This is a genomic window from Nocardia sp. GP40 (assembly GCF_050434125.1).
GTDB classification, from domain to species: domain Bacteria; phylum Actinomycetota; class Actinomycetes; order Mycobacteriales; family Mycobacteriaceae; genus Nocardia; species Nocardia albiluteola.
Map to the genome: position 1 here is coordinate 585377 of NZ_JBNPVW010000002.1, position 23833 is coordinate 609209.

General features: G+C 69.1%; 26 protein-coding genes. 18 read left to right on the plus strand and 8 right to left on the minus strand.

Going from position 1 to position 23833, the window contains the following annotated elements; genetic code table 11:
* Positions 1-12 precede the first annotated feature (12 nt).
* Both ABH933_RS07255 and ABH933_RS07260 read right to left on the minus strand, forming a co-directional pair.
* Positions 13-1143 (minus strand): PrsW family intramembrane metalloprotease, encoded by a 1131-nt coding sequence (locus ABH933_RS07255; protein ID WP_429418543.1) that lies wholly within the window; start codon positions 1141-1143, stop codon positions 13-15.
* Between the two features lie 56 nt (positions 1144-1199).
* Entirely contained in the window at positions 1200-1727 is a 528-nt protein-coding gene (locus tag ABH933_RS07260) for a hypothetical protein (protein ID WP_215914942.1), read from the minus strand.
* A gap of 198 nt (positions 1728-1925) precedes the next feature.
* Between ABH933_RS07260 and ABH933_RS07265 the strand changes: the two genes are divergently transcribed.
* A complete protein-coding gene (locus tag ABH933_RS07265; protein ID WP_429418545.1) occupies positions 1926-2516 on the plus strand; it encodes a Uma2 family endonuclease in 591 nt (196 codons plus the stop codon).
* A 44-nt stretch (positions 2517-2560) separates the two neighbouring features.
* Here the strand turns inward: ABH933_RS07265 and ABH933_RS07270 are convergent, their stop codons facing one another.
* Positions 2561-3769 (minus strand): glycoside hydrolase family 76 protein, encoded by a 1209-nt coding sequence (locus tag ABH933_RS07270; RefSeq protein WP_429418547.1) that lies wholly within the window; start codon positions 3767-3769, stop codon positions 2561-2563.
* A 755-nt stretch (positions 3770-4524) separates the two neighbouring features.
* Positions 4525-5100 (minus strand): TetR/AcrR family transcriptional regulator, encoded by a 576-nt coding sequence (locus ABH933_RS07275; protein ID WP_429418549.1) that lies wholly within the window; start codon positions 5098-5100, stop codon positions 4525-4527.
* Positions 5101-5396: 296 nt separating this feature from the next.
* On the opposite strand from ABH933_RS07275, the gene lon reads away from it, so the two are divergent.
* From lon to ABH933_RS07315, 8 genes are all read left to right on the plus strand, one after another.
* Positions 5397-7832: an endopeptidase La gene (lon, locus tag ABH933_RS07280; protein ID WP_429419215.1), complete on the plus strand. Its 2436-nt coding sequence runs from the start codon at positions 5397-5399 to the stop codon at positions 7830-7832.
* A gap of 427 nt (positions 7833-8259) precedes the next feature.
* Positions 8260-8967 (plus strand): aldehyde dehydrogenase family protein, encoded by a 708-nt coding sequence (locus tag ABH933_RS07285; RefSeq protein WP_429418551.1) that lies wholly within the window; start codon positions 8260-8262, stop codon positions 8965-8967.
* Between the two features lie 51 nt (positions 8968-9018).
* Positions 9019-9195 (plus strand): hypothetical protein, encoded by a 177-nt coding sequence (locus tag ABH933_RS07290; RefSeq protein WP_429418553.1) that lies wholly within the window; start codon positions 9019-9021, stop codon positions 9193-9195.
* A gap of 28 nt (positions 9196-9223) precedes the next feature.
* Positions 9224-9796, plus strand: a complete 573-nt coding sequence (locus tag ABH933_RS07295; RefSeq protein ID WP_429418555.1) for an alpha/beta fold hydrolase — start codon at positions 9224-9226, stop codon at positions 9794-9796.
* A gap of 2 nt (positions 9797-9798) precedes the next feature.
* Positions 9799-10020 (plus strand): hypothetical protein, encoded by a 222-nt coding sequence (locus ABH933_RS07300; protein ID WP_429418557.1) that lies wholly within the window; start codon positions 9799-9801, stop codon positions 10018-10020.
* A gap of 46 nt (positions 10021-10066) precedes the next feature.
* Positions 10067-11119 (plus strand): aldo/keto reductase, encoded by a 1053-nt coding sequence (locus ABH933_RS07305; protein WP_429418559.1) that lies wholly within the window; start codon positions 10067-10069, stop codon positions 11117-11119.
* Between the two features lie 35 nt (positions 11120-11154).
* Positions 11155-11562, plus strand: coding sequence for an alcohol dehydrogenase catalytic domain-containing protein (locus ABH933_RS07310; RefSeq protein WP_429418561.1), 408 nt, complete (start codon positions 11155-11157; stop codon positions 11560-11562).
* Positions 11541-11666, plus strand: coding sequence for a hypothetical protein (locus ABH933_RS07315; RefSeq protein ID WP_429418563.1), 126 nt, complete (start codon positions 11541-11543; stop codon positions 11664-11666). Before ABH933_RS07310 ends, ABH933_RS07315 begins: the two co-directional genes overlap by 22 nt.
* Positions 11667-11703: 37 nt before the next feature.
* Here ABH933_RS07315 and ABH933_RS07320 read toward each other — a convergent pair whose 3' ends face one another.
* Positions 11704-12174 (minus strand): PaaI family thioesterase, encoded by a 471-nt coding sequence (locus ABH933_RS07320; protein ID WP_429418565.1) that lies wholly within the window; start codon positions 12172-12174, stop codon positions 11704-11706.
* Between the two features lie 3 nt (positions 12175-12177).
* Entirely contained in the window at positions 12178-12750 is a 573-nt protein-coding gene (locus ABH933_RS07325; RefSeq protein ID WP_429418567.1) for a TetR/AcrR family transcriptional regulator, read from the minus strand.
* A gap of 75 nt (positions 12751-12825) precedes the next feature.
* On the opposite strand from ABH933_RS07325, the gene ABH933_RS07330 reads away from it, so the two are divergent.
* From ABH933_RS07330 to ABH933_RS07350, 5 genes are all read left to right on the plus strand, one after another.
* The gene (locus ABH933_RS07330) at positions 12826-14172 is read left to right on the plus strand and encodes a DNA polymerase IV (RefSeq protein WP_429418569.1); all 1347 of its coding nucleotides are present in this window, start codon (positions 12826-12828) and stop codon (positions 14170-14172) included.
* Positions 14173-14365: 193 nt separating this feature from the next.
* Complete coding sequence (locus ABH933_RS07335; RefSeq protein WP_429418571.1) at positions 14366-15151, plus strand: enoyl-CoA hydratase/isomerase family protein; 786 nt, start codon at positions 14366-14368, stop codon at positions 15149-15151.
* A 70-nt stretch (positions 15152-15221) separates the two neighbouring features.
* Entirely contained in the window at positions 15222-15599 is a 378-nt protein-coding gene (locus tag ABH933_RS07340) for a RidA family protein (protein ID WP_429418573.1), read from the plus strand.
* 245 nt (positions 15600-15844) lie between these two features.
* Complete coding sequence (locus ABH933_RS07345) at positions 15845-17845, plus strand: hypothetical protein (RefSeq protein ID WP_429418575.1); 2001 nt, start codon at positions 15845-15847, stop codon at positions 17843-17845.
* 121 nt (positions 17846-17966) lie between these two features.
* Positions 17967-18962 (plus strand): acryloyl-CoA reductase, encoded by a 996-nt coding sequence (locus ABH933_RS07350; protein ID WP_429418577.1) that lies wholly within the window; start codon positions 17967-17969, stop codon positions 18960-18962.
* Between the two features lies 1 nt (position 18963).
* Here the strand turns inward: ABH933_RS07350 and ABH933_RS07355 are convergent, their stop codons facing one another.
* Positions 18964-19134 carry a hypothetical protein gene (locus ABH933_RS07355; RefSeq protein ID WP_429418579.1) on the minus strand — a complete coding sequence of 57 codons (171 nt, stop codon included), beginning with the start codon at positions 19132-19134 and terminating at the stop codon, positions 18964-18966.
* Positions 19135-19218: 84 nt separating this feature from the next.
* On the opposite strand from ABH933_RS07355, the gene ABH933_RS07360 reads away from it, so the two are divergent.
* The 3 genes from ABH933_RS07360 to ABH933_RS07370 all read left to right on the plus strand — a co-directional run bounded on the left by ABH933_RS07360 (position 19219) and on the right by ABH933_RS07370 (position 20579).
* A complete protein-coding gene (locus ABH933_RS07360) occupies positions 19219-19320 on the plus strand; it encodes a hypothetical protein (RefSeq protein ID WP_429419217.1) in 102 nt (33 codons plus the stop codon).
* 84 nt (positions 19321-19404) lie between these two features.
* Entirely contained in the window at positions 19405-20298 is an 894-nt protein-coding gene (locus ABH933_RS07365) for an MFS transporter (RefSeq protein WP_429418581.1), read from the plus strand.
* 44 nt (positions 20299-20342) lie between these two features.
* Positions 20343-20579, plus strand: coding sequence for a hypothetical protein (locus ABH933_RS07370; protein WP_429418583.1), 237 nt, complete (start codon positions 20343-20345; stop codon positions 20577-20579).
* A gap of 114 nt (positions 20580-20693) precedes the next feature.
* Here ABH933_RS07370 and ABH933_RS07375 read toward each other — a convergent pair whose 3' ends face one another.
* Positions 20694-22574: an ABC transporter ATP-binding protein gene (locus tag ABH933_RS07375; RefSeq protein WP_429418584.1), complete on the minus strand. Its 1881-nt coding sequence runs from the start codon at positions 22572-22574 to the stop codon at positions 20694-20696.
* A gap of 355 nt (positions 22575-22929) precedes the next feature.
* Between ABH933_RS07375 and ABH933_RS07380 the strand changes: the two genes are divergently transcribed.
* On the plus strand, positions 22930-23829 hold the full coding sequence (locus tag ABH933_RS07380; protein WP_429418587.1) for an NADP-dependent oxidoreductase: 900 nt from the start codon (positions 22930-22932) through the stop codon (positions 23827-23829).
* Positions 23830-23833 lie beyond the last annotated feature (4 nt).

Here is a 23833-nt window from a genome sequence, read left to right on the forward strand (position 1 = left end):
CGGTCGGTGAGCTCAGCGGGCGCCGGGCTCGGTGATCATCGAACCGGTCGGCCTGCTGAGTATTGCACCGCCGGTCGCGGTGAGGTGGGCGTCCACGGCCTGCGCCCAGTCGAGCAGTTCGTGCCGCCGCAGTCGCGCGATCCGCTGGGGCACGCGCTGCGCCTTGCGGGCCCGGTGCCGCGCGCGGCGGGAGACCAAGGTGTTCAATTCGTCCGGCGGGGCCATCCGCTGCGCTGCCACGAAGTCGACCAGGGCGCGGAACCAGCGCTGCTCGGTGCGCACCACCCACAGGTAGACCACGACGAAGATGACGACGAAGAGCACGCCCTTCAGGAGGGTACCGCCCAGGCCCGAATCGTCGGAGGTCGGCGAGTCCCAGCCGAAATGCATTGCGGCGCCGAGCAAATAGAAGATAGCGAAGACCACCGCACGCCGCGCCCGGGACCATCCCGGCGCGCCCAGCGCCGTGACGATGCCGATCCCGGCGATGCCGGTGAGCATCCAGTGTGAGACGAATCCGGTGAACAGCCGCAGCACCCCGACGATCAGCGCGCTGCCGATATCCCCCTGCGCGGACAGCAATCCCGCATTGGCCTCGTAGGTGATGTCCTCGATGACCTGGAATCCGAGCCCGGTGAATCCGCCCAGCAACAGTCCGTGCATCGGCCGGGTCAGCAGCGGACGGCTCAGCCACGCCACCGTGAACACGCCCAGGCCCTTGAGGCTCTCCTCGACGATGGTGGCCGCGATCGGGGCCTGCCAGTTCTCCGCGAACGCGTCGCCGAACACGTTCTGGATGATGCGAGTGATGTTGTCGTTGGCGAACATTGCGATGCCCGTGCCGCCCGCCGCACCCCACACGAAGCCCATCGCCAGCACGTTCACGATCCGCACGTGCGCGCGGAACAGATCGAGCCACAGGATCAGCGTCGCGATCACCAGCAGCGTCACCACCGCGAACGGCAACCCCACCAGAATCCCGGACCAGGTGAGCACCGCGGCCGGCAGCAGCTGGAACACCAGCGCGGCCAGGCCGCCGAGGCAGACCAGCCAGTAGATCCACCACAGAGCCGAGCGGGGCAGGAACCACGGGTTCGGTCCGGCGGGGCCCGCGTACTGATATTGCGGCCTGGCGACCGGCATCGGGTTCGGCATCGCGACCCGCGGCGGCCACCCGCCTCCCGGGACGTGGGGGCCGTTCACGACTTCGCCCGCAGCGAGTAGATCACCGGCAGCAGATCCGACATCGACGACTGCCCGCTGAGCAGCACCGACACCGCCAGATTGTGATTGCCCAGCACCGCGCACACGCCGGGGTGGGTCGTCCCGTGGCAGGTCGGCCCGGAGAACCCGTGCGTATTGCCGATCTGCTCGTTGTCGGTGACCACGTCGAAGGCCTGCACCCCCAGCACCTTCTGCCGCCACCGCGCCGCGGCGTCGAAATCGGTCACCCCGTTGACGACATTCACCAGCAGCACCCGCCGGTTCGGCCCGTCCAGCACCGCGGTCGTATCGTCCCCCGTCGGCCGCCGCGTCCACCCGTCGATCCCGGTGAATTCGATGGTGTCCGGTGCCTCGCCCGGCGCGCTGAGCACGATCTTCTCCCCCGCCCCCACCGCAGTCCCCCGCGTCGGTACCACCGCCGCCAGCACCGCGGGCACCGCGATCAACGCGCCCACGATCGCCAGCACGAACCCGGCCTGCCGCCAGTCATGCCCCGTGCTCACCCATGCTCCTCTCGGCGCGGGCCACCGCGTTCCGGCACACCGACCCCATGCCGTCAACGATAGAAGTAGTCGGACAGTGCCGAAGTCAGCAACACGTTTTCCGCGGGGAGCGGGGGCGCCGAGGACCCTGTGCGTGCCGTGTCGACGGGTACGCTGTGGACGGGAGGAAGTCGGCCGAAAGGAAGGACGCCGGACGCCGTGAGTGTTGCCCATGACCATGTCTTCGGGCCGTACACGATCTACGATCTGGACGCTATGCCCGATGAGGGCAAGGGGTACGAGCTTGCCGACGGGTGGTTGATTCCGTTGTCACCGAGCCCTCTGCACGACAGGGTCGCCGATGCCCTGAGGGATTACTTCCGAGCGGCTGCACGTAGTGCTGGTGCCAAGGTCTACATTCAAGCACCTATGGATATCTCCACCTCGGCAGGAGTCCGCAAACCCGATGTCGCGGTGATAGATGGTGAGGCCGCGCGTGTCGCCATGGAGACCGGGATGCGTACCTATTACGGACGCGATGTTCTTTTGGCGGTCGAGGTTGTCTCGCGGCGCAGCGGTAGCGAGCAGACCGAGCGAGTCGACAAGCTGTACGAATACGCAGAGACCGGGATTCCGCAGTATTGGATTATCGATCTGGATCCGCGTCCCCAAATCGCAGTCCACTCGCTGGTGGACGGGGCATACGGTCGGCCGGTGACGTTCTATGCCGGTGAAAAGCTCCACATCGACGCACCGTTTCCGGTTGCGCTTGATCCAGGTGAATTGCTCAATCTCGATAATCTTTGGTAATTCCGGCAACCAGCAATACCCCGCTTCCGCCGGAAGCCGGGGACTCAGCGTCCGGCGGCGGTGAGCTGATAGTCCGCCTCGAGCAGCATCCATGCGCTCAGCTGGATCGACAGGTCGCGGGTGAGGTTCGGCGCGGATCCCGTGGGCGGGTCCGTGAGGTCGGGGAGGGTCATCAGGCTACCGGGTGCGGCTACCGGGCGGGTCCAGTCCGCGCCGAAGAGCGGCAGCCCGTCCACCTCGGCGCGGTTGGCCCAGGCCGCCTGGGCGGAGGCGTGCACGATCCTCGCGGCGGTGGTGTCGCCCAGGGCCAGGGCTGTCTGGGCGAGGTATCTGGCGAGGATGCCCATGAACAGGCCGGAGTCGTTCCCGGCGGCCGGGGCGATGACGCCGGCGGTGGTGAGCCGGTCCGCGGTCCCGGCGACGAGCGCCGCGGCGCGGTCGCGATGACCCGAATCGCCTGTGCGGACGGCCAATTCGGTTTCCAGCCCGATGGCCACGCCCTGGCAGTAGGTGAGCAGGACCCGGTTCACCTGCCCGCTCGGTTCGTGCACACCGTCGAGGACGAGGCCGCTGTCGGCGTCGCGCAGCCGGGTGTTCAGGAAGTCGGCGAGCTGGGCGGCGCGCGGCACATTGCCCAGGCGCGCCATGGCGATGCCGGTCGGGCCGATCGCGGAGGTGCTGTAGTAGTCGTTGCCGATCTTCCAGGGCACCGCGCCGACGGCCGGATTCCAGCCGTCGACCAGGGCGTTTCGCAGCCTCGGAACGGCGTCGCCGAACCGGACGCCCAGTAGCCGGTCGGCGCGTTCGAGCGCCAGGACCAGCCACGACATGTCGTCGCAGTACCCGTTGGTCCAGCCGGTGAGATTGCGGGTGTGGATGCCCCGCGCGAGGTCGCCGATCCGGTCGATGCGTTCGGGGGTGCGGGCGCGGTATGCGGCGTCGATCGCGCAGTCGAGCAGGTGGGCCTGCCACCAGTAGCACCATCGCGCCAGCAGCAGTTGATCCAGCAGCGACGATGGCCAGTGCAGCGTGCCCAGCCGCATCCCCGACTGCCCCCAGAGCATGTGCACGTGACGTTCGATGATCGCCCGCTCCGCCAGGTGCGCCCGCTCCCCGGGGCCTTCGGGCCCTGTCGGCGCCTTCCGCGCGATAGTCACCGCCTGCATCGGCTGTGTCATCGCGGTGAGTGCGACGGAGCCCGCGAGGGCGAATAGCACCTTGCGCCGGCCGATCCCCTTACTCGGGTGATCCATCCGCTCGGGCTCCCCTGTGCTGAACAACGATCGCCGGGGCCGGAAACCGTGCAGCTACATTTTATCCGGCACCGAGGACCTCGGCGCGGCGTCGAATGGGCGCTCAGGCGCAGGTGTCAACCGTCCGAACGCCGATCCGCAGGGCGGTGGGATCGACTCCGGACGCCGTGCAACTCGTCGTCGTGGAAACTGCTATGACAACCGATCATGCTGTCGCCCAGTAGATTTCACTGGTTACATTGTCGGTGCCGCCGGTCGGATACTCGCCGCCCGGACGATGGCCCCGTACGGCGATTCGGCCGAACGCGCCACGCTCCCTATGCGCCTACGTTGCTGATGGTGCACGGACTGTTCATCACACCGGCCCGAAATATATGGGCAGATGCCGCCCCGTTGCGCGGCGATCGGGCCCGAATGCACCCGGGAAGTTCGAATCCGAGTGCGCCCCGGTAGCACGGATCAGGATGTGCCGCCGCGGTTCGAATCACACGAGGAAGCTCGGTCGCATCGATCTCCGCGGGATCGACGACGCGTGCCCCCAGTACCTCACCGATGACGTCGGCGACCTTCCTGGTATTGCCGTGCGACACCGACCTGCACACGATGACGGCCTTCACGACGAATCCCTTCCACCCTCGAAACCCGCTCGCGCCCACCGGGATACGTGCGGCGGCATCGGTTGTTCTCCCCACGTCGTGAAACTCTCCGCACCCTGACACGGTTCGCGGCCAGGGTGATCCGGCGCGACGCCTTGCCTACGCGTAGGACGGCCAGTTCGTCAGGGTGAGATGCAGCGCGTCGACAATGTGCGGCCACGACGCTTCGGCCGGACGGGAGTGCGCGAAACCGCCGGATGCCTCGAGCGTGGCGAATCCGTGAAATGTGCTGCGCAACAGGCGCGCCGCGTCCAAACCCTCGGCCTCGCCCAGGTCATAGCCGCGCAGCAGGGCGGTGGTGAGTTCGATGCTGCGCAGCAGCGCGGGTTCCTCGGCCACCTCGGCCGGGTCCATCGGGATCTGCGTCGCCACATACCGCTGCGGATGATCCAGCACGTAGGACCGGTACGCGTCGGCGAAGGCGACCAGCGCGTCCCGGCCGGACCGCCCCTCGAGGGCCGATCCGATTCGCTCGTTCAGCTCGGCGCTGGCCAGCAGGGCCACCCGCACGCGCAGATCGTGCACATTGCGCACGTGGACGTACAGGCTCGGGTCCTTCACCCCGAACCTCCGGGCGACCGCCGAGAGCGTGAGCTTGTCGAACCCGATCTCGTCGGCGAGTTCGGCCGCGACCCGGACCACCCGGTCCGTCGTCAGACCCGATCGTGGCGACATGAGTCAGCACCTCCTAATCGCATGAGGGTAGAGGTCCGGGCGTGCGAGGGGGCCGGTCGGCCCGATCTGTAATCTCCGGATGTTCAGATCGGAACAATCCACGGACGATCGCTGTTGAGTAGGTGACGCTCAACTTTGGATCGCTGACCTGTTCGCGGTCGGTGAACACGGGTTCGGAACAGAACCGCCGGGTCCGGGGTTGAGCAGGTATCGCTCAACTTTGGAAAGGGTCGAACGTGACTACACCACAGAACCTGCCGGTGCTGTTCCTCACCGATCCGATCGTGCTGCCGGGCATGGTTGTGCCCATCGAGCTCGACGAGTCGGCGCAGGCCGCCATCGACGCCGCGCGGGCCGCGGGGCTGGACGCCGTGCTGCTCGCCCCCCGCCTGGCCGAGGGCTACGCCGCCTTCGGCGTGGTCGCCACCATCGAACAGGTCGGCCGGATGCGCGGCGGCGCGCCCGCCGCGGTCCTGAAGGCCGAGCACCGGGCCAAGATCGGCCACGGCGTGACCGGGCCGGGCGCGGCCCTGTGGGTCGAGGCCGAGCCGGTCGAGACCCCCGCGACCGACGGCCGCACCAAGGAGCTCGCGGCCGAATACAAGAAGCTGGTCGTCTCCGTCCTGCAGCGCCGCGAGGCCTGGCAGGTCATCGACGCGGTCAACAAGCTGACCGATCCCTCGGCCCTGGCCGACACCGCCGGTTACGCGCCGTACCTGACCGACGAGCAGAAGCGCGAAATCCTCGAGACCCCCGATGTGACCGCGCGCCTGACCGCGCTGATCGGCTGGACGAAGGATCACATCGCCGAGGCCGAGGTCGCCGAGAAGATCAGCGAGGACGTGCGCGAGGGGATGGAGAAGTCCCAACGCGAATTCCTGCTCCGTCAGCAGCTCAACGCGATTCGCAAGGAGCTGGGCGAGGGCGAGCCCGACGGCGCCGACGACTACCGCACCCGCGTGGAGAACGCGGACCTGCCCGAGTCGGTCCGCGAGGCCGCGCTGCGCGAGGTCGACCGGCTCGAGCGCGGTAGCGATCAGAGCCCCGAGGCGGGCTGGATCCGCACCTGGCTCGACACCGTGCTGGAACTGCCCTGGACGGTGAAGACCACCGATTCGACCGATGTCTCGGCCGCGCGGGCGGTGCTGGACGCCGATCACCACGGCCTGGACGAGGTCAAGGACCGCATGGTCGAGTACCTGGCGGTGCGCTCGCGGCGGGCCGCGCGCGGGCTCGAGGTCGTGGGCGGACGCGGCTCCGGCGCGGTGCTGGTGCTGGTCGGCCCGCCCGGTGTCGGCAAGACCTCGCTCGGTGAGAGCGTGGCCCGGGCGCTGGGTCGCAAGTTCGTGCGCGTGGCCCTGGGCGGCGTGCGGGACGAGGCGGAGATCCGCGGGCACCGGCGCACCTACGTCGGCGCGCTGCCCGGGCGCATCGTGCGCGCGATCAAGGAGGCGGGATCGATGAATCCCGTTGTGCTGCTGGACGAGATCGACAAGGTCGGCTCGGACTTCCGGGGCGATCCGGCCGCCGCGCTGCTCGAGGTGCTGGATCCGGCGCAGAACCACACGTTCCGCGACCACTACCTGGATCTGGACCTGGACCTGTCCGACACGCTGTTCATCGCGACCGCGAACGTCATGGACACCATCCCCGGCCCGCTGCTGGACCGCATGGAGCTGATCACGGTCGACGGCTACACCGAGGACGACAAGGTGGCCATCGCCCGCGACTTCCTGGTGCCGCGCCAGCTCGAGCGCAATGCGCTGACCGCACAGGAGGTCTCGATCACCGAGGAGGCGCTGCGTGAGATCGCCGCGAACTACACCCGCGAGGCGGGCGTGCGGCAGATGGAGCGCCTGATCGCCAAGGCGCTGCGCAAGGCGGCGACCAAGCTGTCCGAGCAGGACCCGGGGATTCGGACCGCTGCGAATGCCGGTGCCGGAATTGTCGATTCCGGTGTCTCGCCCGAGGGTGAGATCGGGATCGACGGGCAGGCACTGGGCTACGACCCGGATCTGGGTTACGAAGCCCTGCTGAATTCCGAATCCGGCACGGTACCGGTGGTTTCCGATCAGCTGGTGATCGGACTGGCCGACCTGAAGGACTACCTGGGCCGCCCCCGCTTCACCCCGGATTCGGTGGAGCGCACCGCGGTTCCCGGCGTGGCGACGGGCCTGGCGGTCACCGGTGCGGGTGGCGACGTCCTCTACATCGAGGCCAACGCCGCCGAGGGCGAGCGCTCGCTGACCCTGACCGGGCAGCTGGGCGATGTGATGAAGGAGTCCGCGCAGATCGCGCTGACCTACGTCCGCTCGCACCTCGAGGAGATCGGGATCGAGCCCTCGGTGCTGGATCGCAACATCCACATCCACTTCCCGGCGGGCGCGGTGCCCAAGGACGGTCCGTCCGCGGGCGTCACCATGGTCACCGCCCTGGTGTCGCTGGCCCTCGGGCGGCAGGTCCGCTCGGATGTCGGCATGACCGGTGAGGTCACGCTGAACGGCCGGGTGCTGCCGATCGGCGGGGTGAAGCAGAAGCTGCTCGCCGCCCAGCGCGCGGGACTGAAGACGGTGTTCATCCCGGCCCGCAACGAGCCGGACCTGGACGACGTCCCCGCGGAAGTGCTTGCCGCACTGGATGTCCGCCCCGTCGCCGACGTGGCCGAGATCCTGGGCTACGCCATCGAGCCGGTCGCCGAGCCGGCGTACGGGGCCCTCGCGGCCTCGGCCTGATCGGTGCGTCAGGGGCCGTGCGCACTCCTTCGGGAGGCGCACGGCTCGTTCCGCCTCCCGGAACTTCGGCGTGCCGCTGCGCGACGGAAGATTTGCTCGTCGGGCGGACGGGGGACGGCCGCTCGCTGCAACGACGACTGGCCGAGAACGGCACCACCTGGCGCTCCGAACTCGCCCGGGCCCGGCGCAGGCGCTATGAAAACGCCGCGGCCGGTGGATCACTCACCCGTTCGGAACAGGCCGCGCTCCTCGCTATGAGGATCGGCGGTCCGCCCGACGCGCGGTACAACGCTGGGGCGCCTGACAGCCTCCGGTGAACTGTGGCACGTTTTTGCACCGCGGTTGGCGCATCCAGACCTCCCGCAACCTCCGACACGTGGCAAAACTTGGCGTGTTCGGCAAACATCGAGTGACGGAGAGTCTCGCAGTGAATGCACCACAGGCTATTCGGCGCGGACTGCTGATCGGTGGCGTCGAGCTGCCTGCGGCGGCCGGCGCCGAGACCACTGATACCGATCCCTATACCGCGCGGGTATACGCAAATATTGCCGCGGGCCGTGCCGAGGACGTGGCCCGCGCCGTCGACGCGGCGCAGCAGGCCTTCCCGAGCTGGGCGGGCGCGTCCGCCGCGCAACGCCGGGCCGTCCTGGATCGAGCAGCGCAGCTGCTGCTGGACAGACTCGACGAATTCACCGAAATACTTCGCCGCGAGACGGGCGGGACAGCGAAGTGGGCGCGGTTCAACATCATTGGCGCTGCCCGGCTGATGCAGGAGGCCACGAAGGCTGCCGCCGGTGCGAACCTCGAGGCCATAGGGTCCGCCGCAGGCGGTGATTGGTCCGCAATCGCCTACGAGGCAGCCGGTGTCGTCGCGGCCATCGTGCCGTGGAACGCGCCGCTGGTGCTGGCTGTGCGGGCCGTCACCGTCGCGCTGGCGGTGGGCAATACAGTGGTGATGCGCCCGAGCGAGGACGCGCCGATCACCTCCGGGCTGTTCCTCGCCGATGTGCTGGCCGAGGCCGGGCTGCCCGCCGGGGTGCTGAATGTGATCACCAACGACCGGGCGGACGCCGCCGAGGTGGTTGCGGCCTTGATCGCCGACTCCCGGGTCCGGCGCGTGGGATTCACCGGATAGACGGGAGTCGGACAGATCGTCGGCGAGCTGGCGGGCCGGCATCTCACTCCGGTGGTGCTGGAGCTGGGCGGCAAGAACCCGATCAACCACCACACCGTGGACGAGGACCCGTACTCACCGGTCAGCAGCTTCCGCGACAGCGGGTTCGGCAGCCATTGGGACCCGGGGTTCTTCACCCAGTCGCGCCTGTTGCAGCAGACCGACGCACCCGCCGCCCTGCCTTTCTGACATTCCTTCCGACACTATGGAGAATCACATGAGCACCCTCGTCGTATCCCACGGACTCGAGGCGCGCAGCGACAGCGTTTGGTTTCCCACGTTCCGGGCCGAACTCGAGGCGGCTGGACACCAGGTCGTCATTCCCGATCTGCCCGACTCCGCGGCGCCCAAGGTGAAACCCTGGCGGGAGACCTTGGCGCAGGCCGCGTCCCGCGCACCCGCCCAAGACACCGTGCTGGTCGGACACAGCGTCGGCGCCGTCAACATCCTTCGCTTCCTCGAGCAGTACGACCCCGCGAGCGGGGTATTCGCCGGCGCGGTGCTGGTGTCGACCTCGGTGCACGAGGTCGGCTACGACCTGCTGGCGGAGTTCTTCGAGGGCGGATTCGACTGGCCCCGAATCCGCGCCGGAGCCACGCGGTTCCGAGCGTTGGCGGCCATCGACGACCCGGTCAACGCCCCGAATCCGTTGGAGCACATCGGTGTACTGGTGCGCGAACTCGGCGCCACCGCGGTCGTCTTGCCGGAGGGCGGGCACCTCGGGGCCTACCCGGAGGATCACATCGAGCTGCCCGAAGCCGCCCGGCTGGTGCTGGACTGCCTCGCCTGAATATGACAACGCCCGCCAAGCCCACGCCGTGGAAACTGTGGCTACTGACCGTCTGCGGTATCTACCCGATCATCACCGCACTCGTGACCGCCACTGCGCCACTGTTGAAAGACTTCGCCGTACCACTGCGCTTGGCCGTCCTGATCCCCATCGCGGTGGCCGCCATGGTGTGGATCGTCATGCCGGCCTTGACTCGCCGCTTCCATACCTGGCTCTTCCGCTGAGCCACCACAGCTTCCACCTGTTCCACGCGATAGAGAGATACAAAGAATGACCGACAGCCTGCCCATTCGCCCGCTCGGCACCACGGGCATGGACATCACCCGCCTCGGTTTCGGCTCCTGGGCCGTGTCCGGCTCCGGCTGGCGCTTCGGCTGGGGCGCCACCGACGACGAGGAGTCGGTGGCCGCCATCCGGCGCGCGATCACCTCCGGCGTCAACTGGATCGACACCGCCGCCGTCTACGGGCTCGGCCACTCCGAGGAACTGGTCGGCAAGGCCATCGCCGGCCTGCCGCAAGCCGACCGCCCGTACATTTTCACCAAGGTCGGCTTGGTCTGGGACCCGGAGAATCCGTCGGCCGCGCCTCGCCGGATCATGAAGCCCGCCAGCGTGCGCCGCGAACTCGAAGACTCGCTGCGGCGGCTGGGGGTCGACCACATCGACCTGTACCAGGTGCACTATCCCGACACCGGCGAGTCGCTGGAGTACGCCGGTGGCGGCTTCGGCGCCGTGTCGCCCAACGCCACCCCGCTGCAGGAGTACTGGCAGGTCATGGCCGACCTGAAGGCCGAAGGCAAGGTGCGCGCGATCGGCCTGTCCAACCATACCGTCGACCTGATCGAACAGGCCGAAAAGATCGCCCACGTCGACAGCATCCAGCCGCCGTTCTCCGCCATCAACCGGTCCGCGGCCGACGAGATCGCTTGGGCGCACGCCAACAACGCCGGAGTGATCACCTACTCCCCCTTGCAGTCCGGTCTACTCAGCGGCGCGTTCACCGCCGAGCGCGCGGCCCGGCTGCCCGCCGACGACTGGCGTTCGGCCCACGCCGATTTCACCACCGGTCTGTCCGCCAACCTGGCTCTCGCCGATGCGCTGCGCCCCGTGGCCGCCCGCCATGGAGTCGGCGTGGCCGATATCGCCATCGCCTGGGTGCTGCACTGGCCGGGCGTCACCGGCGCGATCGTCGGCGCCCGCAATGCCGAGCAAGTCGACGGCTGGATCGGGGCGGCGGACGTCGACCTCACCGCCGCCGATCTGGACGAGATCTCAGGCGCCATCATCACATCCGGTGCGGGCATCGGCCCGAGTCATTCCTGACCCGCCCGCCACCGGCGGACCGAAACGGAGCAGCGTTGAAAGCCATAAGAATTCACCAGCGCACCGGCATAGACGGGCTCGTCTTCGAGCAGGCCCCCGATCCGCGACCGAACGAGGGCGAGGTGGCGGTGCGCGTCCACGCCGCCGCCTTCACCCCCGGCGAGCTGGACTGGCCGGGCACCTGGCTCGACCGCGCGGGCCACGACCGCGCCCTCGATCCCACCCATGAAGTCGTCGGTGTTGTGACCGTCCTCGGCTACGGCACCGCGGGATTCGCCGTCGGTGACCGGGTCTTCGGCCCGACTGATTGGCGGCGCGACGGCGCGGCGGCCGAATATGTCGCGGTGGAGGCGCGCAACCTCGCGCCGCTGCCCGACTCCCTCGGCTACCCGACCGCCGCCAGCCCGCCGAACTGGCCCGGTTGGCCGAGTCCGGCCGGCTAAGCAGCCGCGTCGGCGCGATCTATCCCCTGCCGCAAACCGCCGAGGCATTCCGCGCCAAAGCGGGAACCACGGGCAAGATCGTCCTCGACATCTCGGCCGTCTAACCCGCAAGGCCGTTCAGTTTGGGATTCTGCCCGGTTGTCAATCGGGCAGAATATGTACGCTGATCTGGTTTTTGTCCGACCGGGGAAGTGTGCGTTCCACCGACGTCGCCGTGCCCTGCGCGACCGCGCACAACACCGACTCTCCGTTCTCCTGTACGGCGCGAATCTCGCAGGAGCACACGGCTTGCCGACGGGTTGAACCGGTGACGTGGGCGTGTGCGCGCAGCCGGACCCCGCTGGCGGGACGCAGGTAGGTGATGGTGAAACCGCCGGTCAGCACGTTCGGGCCGAGGACTGTGCCAGCCGCATACGTGATGACGTTGTCGGCCGCGTAGGCCAGCACACCGCCGTGCACGAACCCGAACTGCTGACAGAGTTCGGGGCGGATCGGGATCTCCAGGGTGGCCTCGCCGCCGCCGAACGCGGTGATCTCCGCGCCGACCAGCACGCTGAAGGGTTGTGCCGCAAGAACTGTGCGGGCGGTGTCGAGATCGAGGGTCGTGGTCATCGGTCATCTCTCCGGTTCGGGGTGGACAACGCGCAGCGCCCGCCAGGCCGCCTCGGCCAGTTCGGGAGCCACATCGAGTGGGGCGGTGGTGATTTCGCCGCCGAGCCACAGCCGCGAAAACTCCTGGGCCGGGCCCAGCCACAGCGCGTAGACCAGGTCGAAATCGAGGTCGCGGACCGCGCCGTAGGCGGCGTGCGTGCGCCACCAGCGCAGCGCGGCGCGCAGGAATTCGCGGTTGCTCTCGCTCTCGCGCACCCCGGGCGGCCGGGCGGACAGGAGAATCCTCGCCCGATGCGGTGTCTGGGTGACCCAGCGCAGGTGTTCGGTGACCCCGGCGACGATCCCCGAGCGGGCGTCGGTGCGCTCGCCGACCGCGGCCCAGAAATGCCGCTGATAGTCCGCCAGGGCATGGGCCCAGACCTCCCGGTACAGCTCGGCCTTATCCGGGAAGTGGTGGTACAGCGCGCCCACGCTCGCCCCGGCCGCCTCGCGAATCTCGGCCAGCGTGGTCTCGAGCGGACCCTTCTCCGCGAACTGCCGCTCGGCCGCCTCCAGCAACCGATCTCGAATCTGCACAGACAGAATATAGTTCTGTCGGCCGATGCGGCGCAATGGCCGGAATTGTCGGTGGCCTGCGGTAAGACTGGACCCGTGCCCCGGTGGCTGCTTCACGTCGATCTCGATCAGTTCCAGGCGGCGGTCGAATACCGCCGCCACCCGGAGCTGCGCGGCAGCCCGATCATCGTGGGCGGCCACGGTGATCCGGCCGAGCCCCGCAAGGTCGTCACCTGCGCGTCGTATCCGGCCCGCGGCTACGGGGTGCGGGCCGGGATGCCGCTGCGCACCGCGGCGCGCAAATGCCCCGGAGCGGTGTTCCTGCCGCTGGACATTCCCACCTACGAGGAGGCCTCCGAGCAGGTCATGGACCTGCTGCGCACCTTCCCGGTCCGGGTCGAGGTGCTGGGCTGGGACGAGGCATTCCTCGCCGCCGACACCGACGACCCGGAACGGCTGGCCCGCGAGATCCGCAGCGCCATCGCAGCATTGGATCTCACCTGCGCGGTGGGCATCGGGGACAACAAGCTTCGCGCCAAGCTGGCCACCGGATTCGCCAAGTCCGTCGGCAAGGGCGATACGCCCGTCCGCATCGACGACAAGATCGGTACCGACGTCCCGAACGGCAGCGACGACTCGGGCACCCAGAACGGCGTGGATGCGTCCGGAGGCTCGGATGGCACCGGTGGCTCGGATGGATCGGATAGCACCGACGGCACGGATGGCACCGATGGCGCGGCTGTTTCCGGCGGCGGCGATGGTGCCGGCGATTCGAATGGCACTGCCGCAAGCGGGATCGGCGGCGGCGATTCGGGCACCCGGGATCGCGCCCGGCATCCGGACGCTGGGACGCCGGAGTCAGTCGGTGCCGACGGTAGGACCGGGACCGGCATCTTCCGGCTCACCGCCGCCAACTGGACCGAACTCATGGCGAATCGCCCGACGAGTGCGCTATGGGGTGTCGGCGCCCGCATCGCGAAACGCATGGAGGCCCTGGGGATCACGACGATAGCCGAGCTCGCCGCCGCCGACCGCGCGCTGCTGGCCGCGGAGTTCGGTCCCAACACCGGGCCGTATCTGTGGGTCCTCGGGCACGGCATGGGGGATACCGAGGTGGTCACAGAGCCACGAATTCCAGTGGGCCACAGCAAATCCGAGACATTCCCGAAGGATCTCACCGAACGCGCCGACATCGACGCCGCGGTGGTGCGGTTGGCGACCGCCGTCGCCGAGGAGGTCGCCGCCACCGGCCGCATCACCCAGCGCGTCGGAGTCACGGTGCGCACCAGCACCTTCTACACCCGTACCAAGCAGCGCAAACTTCCCGCGCCGACGACCGATGTCGCCGAGATCGCGCACACCGCCCTGGAGGTGCTGGCGCGCTTCGAGCTTGATCGTCCTATTCGGCTGCTCGGCGTGCGCCTGGAGCTTGTTCCGGAGTAGGTTGCGGCACTTGCTCTCCCGGACATCGGCGGCCCGTCACAGCGGCCCCATAGCACCGTCCTCGATTCGGCGGCGTCCAGTATCGCGCCCGTGCGTCCGCGTCGGGTGACTTCGGCAGGATCCGGGCGGAGGTCGGGCGCTTCCGGACATTTGTCATGCTGAGTGGGCCGACGCAACGATGGAGGAGTCGTCCATGAGCCAGTTCCAGACGATCGAGTTCGAGCAGAGTGGGGCGATCGCCCGGATCACGCTGAACCGGCCGGCCGCCGCCAACGGCATCGATCACGTGCTCGGACGGGAGCTGGCGCAGGTCGCCGCCCGCTGCGCCGACGATCCGGCGCTGAAGGTGGTCACGCTGACCGGGTCCGGCCGGTTCTTCTCCGCCGGCGGCGATCTGAAGGCGATGGCGGCGCAGGGCGGCGGTGCCGGCGCCTATGTGAAGGGGCTGGCCCACGATCTGCACAAGGCGATCTCGTCGTTCGCCCGGATGGACGCGCTGCTGATCGTCGCGGTGAACGGCACGGCCGCGGGCGCGGGCTTCAGTCTCGCGGTGACCGGCGACCTGGTGCTGGCCGCCGAATCGGCCTCGTTCACGATGGCGTACACCCGGGCCGGGCTCAGCCCCGACGGCGGCGCCTCCTACTACCTGCCCCGCCTGATCGGCCTGCGCCGCACCCAGGAGCTGATGCTCAACAACCGCACCCTCACCGCGGCCGAGGCCCTGGACTGGGGCCTGCTGCACCGCGTCGTGCCCGACGCCGAGCTGCGCGCCGCGGCCGACGAGCTGGCCGCCCGGTTCGCCGCCGGTCCGCGCCATGCCAACGCCAACGTCAAGAAGCTCCTGCTGGTCAGCTCGGACCACACCCTCGAGGAGCAGCTGGCCCGCGAGGCCGCGTTCATCTCCGCCGCCGCCGACGACGCGGACGGCCAGGAGGGGATCGCCGCCTTCCTGGGCAAACGATCCCCCGAGTTCAGATAGGCGACGGCCGCGGTGCCTGCGCACTCGAAACCAACGCCCCCACCGGTCACGCGGACATATCGTCGAAGCCGTGCAGATCACCAGCATTGAGCCGCAGCACAATTCCTATGGTCAGGGAGCGTTGCTGACGGGCGCCGATCGGCTTTTGTTCATCAGCGGTCAGGTCCCGGAATCGCCGGACGGAAAAGTACCGCGGGACTTCGAGGAACAGGCTCGGCTGGCCTGGCGCAATGTCGCGAACGTGCTGGCGCAAGCCGAGATGACCCTCCGCAATCTCGTGAAGATCACCGTATTTCTTGCCGATCGGGGCGATCGCGAGGCCAACGCCCGCGTCCGTGACGAGGTGCTGGGTGGTCACTGCCCGGCGCTGACGGTAATCATCACGGGCATTTACGACGAGTCGTGGCTGTTGGAGATCGAGGCGATCGCGGCGGCCGGACCGGCATGATCCCCGGCGATCTGGCGATCCCGAGGCCAACGCGCGCATTTCGTGACGAGGTGCTGACCGTCGTCACCCGATTCGTGGCCAGGCGTGGCGGGCGGAGATCGAGGTGATCGCGGCGGCCCGGCCGGCGCTGCTCCGCGGCGTGGATGGGCGGGTTCGATGGTGCAACGGGCATGGATGCCGGCGATCCAAGTAGTGGCCGCGACCGGACCGGCAGGACCGCGCGCGAGGCCGTAGGGTCGGGTGCCATGCATTCCGCGTTGGCCGCACCGCCGGAGCCGTTGTCCGGTCCGAGAACCTCGCGCGGTGCGCTGCGTCGATATGCGAATCCGCTGGTCGTGGCTCTCGCGCTGATCGCGGTGCAGGTGGTGGTCCGCGGCTGGGTGGCCGGGCGCGGCTACTTCTATTGGGACGACCTGATTCTCGCCGGTCGTGCGGGCAGATATCCGCTGTTCTCCACCGACGTGCTGCTGTACAACCACGACGGCCATTTCATGCCCGCCGCCTTCGCCGTCGCATGGATCATCACCCGCCTGGCCCCGTACGTCTGGGCCGGGCCGGTGATCTCGATGCTGGTGCTCCAGCTCGGCGCGTCGGTCGCGGTGCTGCGGATGTTGCTCGTGCTCGGCGTGCCCGGATATGGGTCGCGCAAGGTCGTCGTGCGTGGGCCGGGGGGGCCTACCGCGGAGCGCGCCCCTCGCGGCCCCTCGCACGACCACGATGCCGAGGGGCTCGTTACAGGCCACCCGGTCGAGGAGGACAGGGCGAGTCCGCGATCTCGATCGGAACGCTGGGCGGCGCTCGGGGGTCGGACCCGCTGGGTGATTCTGTTGCCCTTGGTCTTCTATCTGTTCTGCCCGCTGACGTTGCCCGCCTTCGCGTGGTGGTCCGCGTCGCTGAACGCGCTGCCGCTGCAGTTCGCACTCGCGTGGGTGGCCGGGGATGCGGTGCTGCTGGTGCGCAGCGGGCGGCGGCGGTATGCGGTGTCAGGTTGCCTTGTGCTGCTGGTGGCGCTGCTGTTCTTCGAGAAGTCGGTGATCGTGCCGTTCGTCGCGATCGCGGCGGCGGCGCTGGCTCGATATGTCGATGGCGAGGATCGTGCGATCCGGGTCGTGATCCGGCGGGCCGCGGGACTGTGGATCGGTTCCGCGGCGGTGCTGGGCGGCTGGATCGCCGTCTATTTCACTGCGGTGCACCATATCTCGGTGGTGCGCAGCCCCCCCGCGGGCGTTCGCGCGCTGCTGCACCACGCCATCTCGCGGGGCATCGTGCCCGCGCTGCTGGGTGGGCCGTGGGGCTGGGAGCGGTGGATGCCGTCGACGCCGTGGGCGGTGCCGCCCGGATGGACCGTCGGGCTGGCGTGGATAGTGCTGGGTCTCGTTGCGGTGCAATCGATTCGGACCCGGCTCCGAGTGCTGCCCGTCTTGCTGGCGGTGGTGGCGTACGTCGTGGCGGCGCAGCTGCCCATCGCGCTGATCCGCGGCGGGCCGAATACGACCGCCGAGCTGTCGCAATCCCTGCGGTATCTCGCGGATCTCACCGTGCCGCTGACCATCGCCGGAGCGCTGCTGCTGCGGGCGCGGCCGCGGCGTCCCGGGCCACGGGCACTACGCCCCGTGGTCGTCGGTGCGCTGGCGGTTGCCTTCATGGTGAGCAGCCTGTGGTCCACCTGGACCTTCGGCCGCTCCTGGTCGGCCAGCCCGACCAGGACCTATCTGACCAACGTGAAATCCGCGCTCGCAGCCGGGGGCGCGCCCCTGCTCGAGCAGGAGTTGCCCTGGGATGTACTGAACCCATTGACATATCCGCTGAACCGGATCAGCGTGGCGCTCTCGCCCCTCGCCCCCGCGACAATGTTCGCCCATGCCACCCCGCACCTGCGGATGATCGCCGACGACGGCCGGATCGTCGACGCCGCGGTCTGGTGGAACCGGGGCATCCTGCCCGGACCGGCCCCCGGCTGCGGCTATCGCATTGCCACCGCCCAGCCGGTTCCGATCCCCCTCGACGGCCCGATGATCGACAACGCCTGGACCGCCCAGCTCAACTACCTCGCCGGCCGCGACGGCTACCTCACCGTCGCCCTCGAGCACGGCGAAACCGTGCTGGCCCCCGTCCGGAAGGGACTGCACACGGTCTACGTCCGCATCATCGGCCACGGATCCGTGCTACGAATCGGCTCTCCCACACCGGGTTTGAACCTCTGCCTGGGCGTTGGCCCGATCGGTGTGGCGTCATACGGCCATTGACAATGCCGCGTGGAATGGCCTGCTCGTGCCGCGGATGACGTGCTGATTCGTGTGTATGGAGGGCGCGACGCCAGTCGCGGGTCGCTCGCCCGGCGAGTACCTCGCGCATATGCTCGGACCCATGGCGTTCTGGGCGATGGTGGCACACGAGACGGACAACGGCGTGGCGCTGGTGCGCGAGGAGGTCGGCGACGACTTCCTCGGGCCGGGCACGGTGACGATCAAGGTGCACTATTCCAGTGCGAACTTCAAGGACGGGCTGGCGATCACGCCGCGCGGCGGGGTGGTGCGCAATTATCCGATCATCCCGGGCATCGATATCACCGGTGAAGTGGTCGCGTCCGAGAGTGCGGATTTCGCCCCCGGCGACGCGGTGATCGCGCACGGCTACGAGATCGGCGTCTCGCATCACGGCGGATTCGCCGAACTGGCGCGGGTCCCGGCCGAGTGGGTGGTGAAGCTGGACGGTCTGAGCACCCGCGAGGCCGCCGCCCTGGGCACGGCCGGATTCACCGCCGCCATGAGCGTTCAGGCGCTGCTGGAGCGAGGTCTGACGCCGGGCTCGGGTCCCGTGCTGGTGACCGGTGCGACCGGCGGCGTCGGCAGCGTCGCGGTCGACATCCTCGCGGGCCTGGGCTTCGAGGTGGTCGCCTCGACCGGCAAGACCGACGCGGGCGAGCAGCTCGCGGCCCTCGGCGCGAAGTCGGTGATCGGCCGCCTGCCCGAGGATCCCGATGCCAAGCCGCGCCCCCTGGGCAAGGCGGTGTGGGCGAGCGCGGTCGACAGCGTCGGCGGCAAGTCCCTGGCCCATGTGCTCAGCACGATCGAATACGGCGGCGCGGCCGCGATCAGCGGGCTCACCGGCGGCTCCGAACTGCCCACCACCGTGCTGCCGTTCATCCTGCGCGGCGTCGCCCTGATCGGCATCGATTCGGTCAACTTCCCCATCGCCCGGCGCCGCGCGCTGTGGACCCGCCTGGGCAACGACCTGAAACCGCAACACCTTTCGGAGCTCGAGAACTACGCGCCGATCACCGAGGCGGACGCCGTGCTGCGCGCGATCCGCGAGGGCAAGCATTCCGGCCGCACGGTGCTGGGAGTTGCCGGGGAGTTCTGAGTCACTGTCCGGACCTCTCGCGTAGGTCCAGGTGGAAGGGGGATCCGTCGGTGGCGGGTCCCCACCCCCGGGCCAGCGCCAGCCGGATCGTCGCGGCAACGTCCGCGGGAAGCACCGGTGGCGCCGGGGTATGGAACCAATTGTCGGGGCGGAAATGATTGGTCGTGACCACGAGGATGCTGCCTCCGGGTCCGTCGTGTGAGACCGCGTAGGTGCAGGGCAGCATGTTCGGGCCGGTGCATTCGAGGCCACATCGATCCAAGAGCTCTGTGTCGCAACCGGTTTGGGGCGCAGCAGTATCTACAACACCTTCTCCGGCAAGCGCGATCTTTCGAACGGGTGCTGCGGCGGTACATGAGGGAGAAGAACTCCGGCATCGTCGGGATTCTCGACGGTGACGGATCGGCCCGGGACAAGGTGCGGGCGCTGCTGTGGCGCTCCGATGCCCCTGGCCGTCTACATCCTGGGCCTATCGATCTTCGCCCAGGGGACCTCCGAGCTCATGCTCGCCGGTCTGCTCACCGAAATATCCAGCGACCTGAGCGTTTCCGTCCCGCAGGCGGGCCTGCTGATCTCCGGGTTCGCGGTCGGCATGCTGGTCGGCGCGCTGATCCTGGCCGTGGTCACGCAGCGCTGGTCGCGGCGCAACGCGCTGCTGGCATTTCTGGTGGTCTTCGTCGCCGCGCACGTGGTCGCCGCGCGCGGCCGGGCCATGGGCATCGTGGCGGGCGGACTGACGGTGGCGACCGTCATCGGGCTGCCCGCGGGCACCTTCATCGGTCAGCATGTCGGCTGGCGCGCGTCGTTCTGGGCCGTGGCGATGCTGTCGGTGATCGCGATGGTGGGCGTGGCGCTGTGCGTGCCGGGTGAGCGTCCGGGCGAGGTCTCCGCGATCCGAAAGGAGTTGCGCGCCTCGGCGACCGCCCCGGTGCTGCTGCTCTACGGCACCATCGCGCTGTCGACCGCCGCGCTGCTGGTCACCTTCGGATACCTCGGCGCCCTGCTGACCGAGACGACGCGGCTGCCCGCGGTCTGGGTCCCGGTTGTCCTCGGGCTCTACGGCCTGGGTTCGCTCGGCGGCATCGTGGTCGGCGGCCGGACTGCGGATGCGCACCCGATGCGCAGCCTCGTCGTCGGCGTCGCCGGGGTGAGCGTCACCTCGGTGCTGCTGGCCCTGGCCGCCCATCCGGCCGTCGCGGTGGACGTCCTGGTATTCCTGTTGGGCGCCTTCGGTTTCGGTACCAATCCCACGCTCAACAGCCGGGTCTTCGCCCTGGCTCCGGCGGCCGCGAATCTCGGCGCTGCCGGAAACGACTTCTGTACACTGACCTGGTAACTGCCGTGCTGTTCCACGCCGGTCAGCGCCGTTTGGAGGAGCTCATGGCAACGACACGCGAGTATCAAAGCAACCTTGCTCGCAAGTATGTCGAGGAGGGGCGCCAGGAGGGGCGCGCTCAGGGCGAAGCCCGAATGCTACTGCGGTTTTTGGGTCGACGCGGGATTACTGTCACCGACGACGTCGTGAGCCGGATCATGGCCTGTACCGATCTCGAACAGATCGAGCGTTGGGCAGACCGGCTCGACACCATCACCTCCGCGGACGAACTCTTCGCGTGATTGGCGTGGGGGAGAGATCAAGTCCATCGACTCTGCGGACGAGCTCTTCGAGTGGCAGTCGAGCGGACGGATCGCAGGTCCCTCGTCCCGCGATCCGTCCGTAGCTGGCGCAATTCATACCGCGACTGTTTCGGTCTCGCCGGCGAACTGGGTGCGGTAGAGCTCCTCGTAGCGGCCGCGGGCGGCGAGGAGTTCGGTGTGGGTGCCGCGTTCGATGATCCGGCCGTCCTCCAGGACCAGGATCTGATCGGCATTGCGGATGGTGGACAGGCGGTGGGCGATCACCAGCGCGGTGCGGCCCTCGAGGGCGGCCGTCAGCGCCTCCTGGACCGCGGCCTCGGAGGTGGAATCCAGGGAGGCGGTGGCCTCGTCGAGGATCACCACACGCGGCTGCTTGAGCAGCAGGCGGGCGATGGTCAGGCGCTGGCGCTCGCCGCCCGAAAGGCGGTAGCCGCGCTCGCCGACCATGGTGTCCAGCCGGTCGGGCAGGGAGTCGATCAGATCTCGCAACCTGGCCTGGCCCAGCGCATCCCACAGCTCCTCGTCGGTGGCCTCGGGGCGTGCCAGCAGCAGGTTGGCGCGGATGGTGTCGTGGAACAGGTGGCCGTCCTGGGTGACCAGGCCGACGGTGTCCTGGATCGAGCTCCCGGTGAGCTCGCGCACGTCGACGCCGTTGAGCCGTACCGCACCGGCATCCACGTCGTACAGGCGCGAAACCAGCTGCGCGATGGTCGATTTACCGGCCCCCGACGAGCCGACGAGCGCGATCACCTGGCCGGGCTGGGCGTGCAGCGAGATGCCGTGCAGCACCTCGGTGCCGCCGCGGGTGTCGAGGGTGGCGACATCCTCCAGCGAGGCCAGCGAGACCTTGTCCGCGGACGGATAGCCGAAGCGGACCTCGTCGAACTCCACCGAGACCGGGCCCGCCGGAACCGAACCCGCGTCGGGCGCGTCCTCGATCAGCGGCTTCAGGTCCAGCACCTCGAAGACCCGCTCGAAGCTCACCAGTGCCGACATCAGGTCGACCCGGGCGCTGGCCAGCGCGGTGAGGGGGGCATACAGCCTGGTCAGCAGCAGCGACAGCGCCACCACCGAACCCGCGTCGAGCCGCCCGTGCAGGGCGAACCAGCCGCCCAGGCCGTACACCAGTGCCACCGCCAGCGCCGAGACCAGCGTCAGCGCGGTCACGAAGACGGTCTGCAGCATCGCGGTGCGCACGCCGATATCGCGTACGCGCCCGGCCCGCAGCGCGAACTCCGCCGACTCCTGCCTCGGCCGCCCGAACAGCTTGACCAGGGTCGCGCCGGGTGCGGAGAAGCGCTCGGTCATCTGTGTGCTCATCGCGGCGTTGAGCTGCGCGCCCTCGCGCTGGATGCCCGCGATCCGCGTGCCCATGCGCCGCGCCGGAATCATGAACAGCGGCAACAGGATCAGCGACAGCAGGGTGATCTGCCAGGACAGCCGGACCATCACCACGACCGTGAGCAGCAGCGTGACGATATTGGTGACCACGCCGGACAGCGTCGTGCTGAACGCGCGCTGCGCACCGATCACATCGTTGTTCAGCCGGCTCACCAGCGCCCCGGTGCGAGTGCGGGTGAAGAAGGCGATCGGCATCCGCTGCACATGGTCGAAGACCGCCGTGCGCAGATCCAGGATCAGGCCCTCGCCGATGCGCGCGGACAGCCACCGGATCAGGATCCCCAGGCCGTTGTCCAGCACCGCGACCAGGCCGATGACGATCGCCAGCGTGACGACCGAGCGCGGCGCGGAATGCCCGACGATGTCGTTGACCACCCGCCCCGCCAGCACCGGATTGGCCACCTCCAGCAGCGCCGAGACCACGCTGAATATGAGGAATCCGATCAGGAGGGCCCGGTGCGGTCGCGCGAACCGCAGAATCCGCCACGCGGTGGCGCGCCGGAACGAGCGACGCTCCTGCGGCGCGTTCGCCTGCCGATACAGCTGGCTCCACGCCACCGATTCGATAGTCATCCTCAGTCCCTTCAGTCCCGGCCCATTGAACTCCGGTGCACCGACACTAAGACCTGAACAATGGTTGAGGACAAGTCTTTCCGCGGCGGATCTCGTTCGCGTCCGGCGAAATTGCCTGGACGAGACCGCATGAGGGTGCCGAGCCCACGCCGCGCCCGGCGCCCGTGGGGTTGTCGGACATCGACCCGGGTCCGGCCGCCGTCGCACCGCTGCGGATCGGATCCATCGGCTCGACGGCGGCACGAGCGTCCGGCGCTGCGGCCCGGACTCGCGATCACTCCTGGACGCCCCGGTTTCGTGGACGCCTGTGCGCGTCTGACCGGCTGCTGCGCAAGATCGTTCTAGGCTCGGTGCCATGCATGCGATCCAGTACGAGACAGTCGGGGGCCCCGAGGTACTGCGGCTCGTCGAGTTACCGCTGCCCGAGCCCACGGGAGCGCAGGTGCGGGTGGCTGTGCGCGCGGCGGGGGTGAATCCCGCGGATTGGAAGACCCGGCAGGGGTTCATGGGCCCGCAGGAGCTCCCGCGCGTGGCTGGTTTCGAGATCGCCGGGGTGGTCGACGCCGTCGGCCCCGAGGCCCCGTGGCGAGTCGGCGACGAGGTCATGGGCTGGTCGAAGAACGGCGGCTACGCCGACTACGCACTCGCCGAGCGGCTGGCGGCCAAACCCGCCGGGCTGTCGTTTCCCGAGGCCGTCGCGATTCCCGTCGCGGCCAACACCGCGAGCGGCGGCCTGGAGGTGCTCGGCCTCGAGTCCGGCCAGACCCTGCTGGTGAACGGGGCGTCGGGTGCGGTCGGCGCGATGGCCGTGCAGCTGGCCCGGGCCGCGGGCATCGAGGTGATCGGGACCGCCTCGGCCGCGAATCAGGCGGTGGTGGCCCGGCTCAGCGCGGCCCCGACGACCTACGGCGAGGGCGTGGTCGAGCGGGTTCGCGCCCTGGCGCCCCGGGGCATCGACGCGGTCTTCGACTGCGCGGGGCACGGATTCCTCGATGCCGCAATCGAATTGCGCGGCAGCACCGACGGCGTCATCACCATCGCCGACGGCGACGCCGCGGAAAAGGGCGTGCGGTTCTATTCCCGGACCGAGGGCCCGGCACTGCAGGAGGTCGAGAAGGTCGCGCAGCGGGTTGCCGCCGGCGAATTCCTGCTGACCGGCCCAGCCCGCACCTATCCGCTGGCCGAGGCCGCCGCGGCGCAGCGCGAGAGCGAGACCGGCCACGGCCTGGGCAAGATCGTGCTGCTGCCGAGCTGATTCG

Coding starts and splice junctions, on each gene's coding strand:
- ABH933_RS07380 (WP_429418587.1), top strand. CDS start 22,930: ATGCATGCGATCCAGTACGAGACAGTCGGGGGCCCCGAGGTACTGCGG.
- ABH933_RS07255 (WP_429418543.1), bottom strand. CDS start 1,143: ATGCCGGTCGCCAGGCCGCAATATCAGTACGCGGGCCCCGCCGGACCG.
- ABH933_RS07270 (WP_429418547.1), bottom strand. CDS start 3,769: ATGGATCACCCGAGTAAGGGGATCGGCCGGCGCAAGGTGCTATTCGCC.
- ABH933_RS07350 (WP_429418577.1), top strand. CDS start 17,967: ATGGCGTTCTGGGCGATGGTGGCACACGAGACGGACAACGGCGTGGCG.
- lon (WP_429419215.1), top strand. CDS start 5,397: ATGGTTGTGCCCATCGAGCTCGACGAGTCGGCGCAGGCCGCCATCGAC.
- ABH933_RS07370 (WP_429418583.1), top strand. CDS start 20,343: ATGGCAACGACACGCGAGTATCAAAGCAACCTTGCTCGCAAGTATGTC.
- ABH933_RS07275 (WP_429418549.1), bottom strand. CDS start 5,100: ATGTCGCCACGATCGGGTCTGACGACGGACCGGGTGGTCCGGGTCGCG.
- ABH933_RS07300 (WP_429418557.1), top strand. CDS start 9,799: ATGACAACGCCCGCCAAGCCCACGCCGTGGAAACTGTGGCTACTGACC.
- ABH933_RS07335 (WP_429418571.1), top strand. CDS start 14,366: ATGAGCCAGTTCCAGACGATCGAGTTCGAGCAGAGTGGGGCGATCGCC.
- ABH933_RS07305 (WP_429418559.1), top strand. CDS start 10,067: ATGACCGACAGCCTGCCCATTCGCCCGCTCGGCACCACGGGCATGGAC.
- ABH933_RS07345 (WP_429418575.1), top strand. CDS start 15,845: ATGCATTCCGCGTTGGCCGCACCGCCGGAGCCGTTGTCCGGTCCGAGA.
- ABH933_RS07320 (WP_429418565.1), bottom strand. CDS start 12,174: ATGACCACGACCCTCGATCTCGACACCGCCCGCACAGTTCTTGCGGCA.
- ABH933_RS07295 (WP_429418555.1), top strand. CDS start 9,224: ATGAGCACCCTCGTCGTATCCCACGGACTCGAGGCGCGCAGCGACAGC.
- ABH933_RS07375 (WP_429418584.1), bottom strand. CDS start 22,574: ATGACTATCGAATCGGTGGCGTGGAGCCAGCTGTATCGGCAGGCGAAC.
- ABH933_RS07365 (WP_429418581.1), top strand. CDS start 19,405: ATGCCCCTGGCCGTCTACATCCTGGGCCTATCGATCTTCGCCCAGGGG.